Origin of the sequence: Paraclostridium sp. (assembly GCF_051657365.1) — a bacterium.
Lineage (GTDB): Bacteria > Bacillota > Clostridia > Peptostreptococcales > Peptostreptococcaceae > Paraclostridium.
Map to the genome: position 1 here is coordinate 1 of NZ_JBOFKN010000222.1, position 1,364 is coordinate 1,364.

The 1,364-nt window shown below is 26.0% G+C and carries 2 protein-coding genes; one reads left to right on the forward strand and one right to left on the reverse strand.

From position 1 onward, the window contains the following. Window positions 1–70 precede the first annotated feature (70 nt). Complete coding sequence (locus ACRCYC_RS17285; RefSeq protein WP_185890337.1) at window positions 71–376, reverse strand: DUF3870 domain-containing protein; 306 nt, start codon at window positions 374–376, stop codon at window positions 71–73. 279 nt (window positions 377–655) lie between these two features. On the opposite strand from ACRCYC_RS17285, the gene murI reads away from it, so the two are divergent. Continuing rightward, on the forward strand, window positions 656–1,364 hold a 709-nt coding region (gene murI, locus ACRCYC_RS17290; protein ID WP_438620345.1), incomplete at its 3' end, for a glutamate racemase.

A 1,364-nucleotide genomic window follows, 5' to 3' on the forward strand; every position in this document is an offset into this window, starting at 1 on the left:
AAAGGCCTAAAACTCTATATTAATTAGAATTTTAGACCTTATTTACGTTTTTTTTTGATAAATAAGTGTATTAATTCACTGATTGATTATATTTTTTTATAGCGTCTTTATAGGCTACGATTATAGATTTTTGAGAGGATCCTAAATAATTTTTTAATATGATAGAACTTATCTCTTCAAAATCTTTTATAAAGTCTTTTCCAACAAAAATTTTTTTAATAAAATCATTCGTTATCTTTAAAATTGCAGAAGCTTCAACATCTAAAATTTTTCCATTTTCATCAATGATAAAACCCACAAAAAAGCTATTATAATTTTTAGTTATTGCATTGTCTATAGACGTTTTTGCAGTCCCAACAATATACTTTTCTTTCATCAACTATCTCCCCTAGTATCAAATAATTCCTATGAATAATATATACTCTAAGAACGATTAAAAGTCAAATAAAAAAATTAAAACAAAAATTTGACAGAAGTGAAAACTTGAGGTATAACATCTATTAATTAAATAAATGAAGAAATAAAAAAATACACTTATTTATGATTCTAAAAGTAAATGAGGTCTAAAATTATCTTTAAAATAGTTTTGAAAACTATCTAAGAATAATTTTAGACTTTTTTTTATACATTTTTTATATAGTATAAGGAGGAAAATATGAAAGTAGGAGTTTTTGATTCTGGTGTTGGTGGTTTAACAGTTTTAAAAGAGTTATTAAAAGAGCTAAATTCTACTGAATTTATTTATTATGGTGATAGTTTTAACTCTCCATATGGAACTAAAACAATTGAGGATATTCAAAAGCTTTGTTATAAAATCAGTGAATTTTTAATAAATAAAGATGTCGACCTCATAGTTATAGCTTGCAACACTGCCACTGTGGCTTCTCTAGATTATTTAAAAGAAAAATTTCCTACTCTCCCAATTATAGGCGTTATAAATCCAGGAGCTACTATGGCACTTAGGGAAAGTAAAAATAAAAAAATTGGGGTACTTTCAACTCCATTGACAGCTAAAACAAATGCTTATAAAAATGCTATACAAAATTTAAATGAAAGTTATGAGGTATACCAACAAGGATGTGAACTGCTTTGTCCTATGATAGAGAAAGGTTGGAAGGACACCGAAGAATCTCACAATATTTTAAAAAACTATATTGAAAAGTTACCTAAAGATATTGATACTCTAATCTTAGGTTGTACTCACTACCCATACCTAGAAGAAAAAATTAGAGCTATAGCTCAGTGTACTATAGTTAATCCAGCTAAAGAAACTACTAGATTAGTTGGTGAACAATTAAAAAAATTAAAAAGTGTTGCAAATTTAAAAAATTATAATAAAATAAGTTACTATGTAACCGGAGATT

Bases quoted from the DNA above. Each gene is read 5' to 3' on its own strand.
- ACRCYC_RS17285 (WP_185890337.1), bottom strand. From the start codon at position 376: ATGAAAGAAAAGTATATTGTTGGGACTGCAAAAACGTCTATAGACAAT.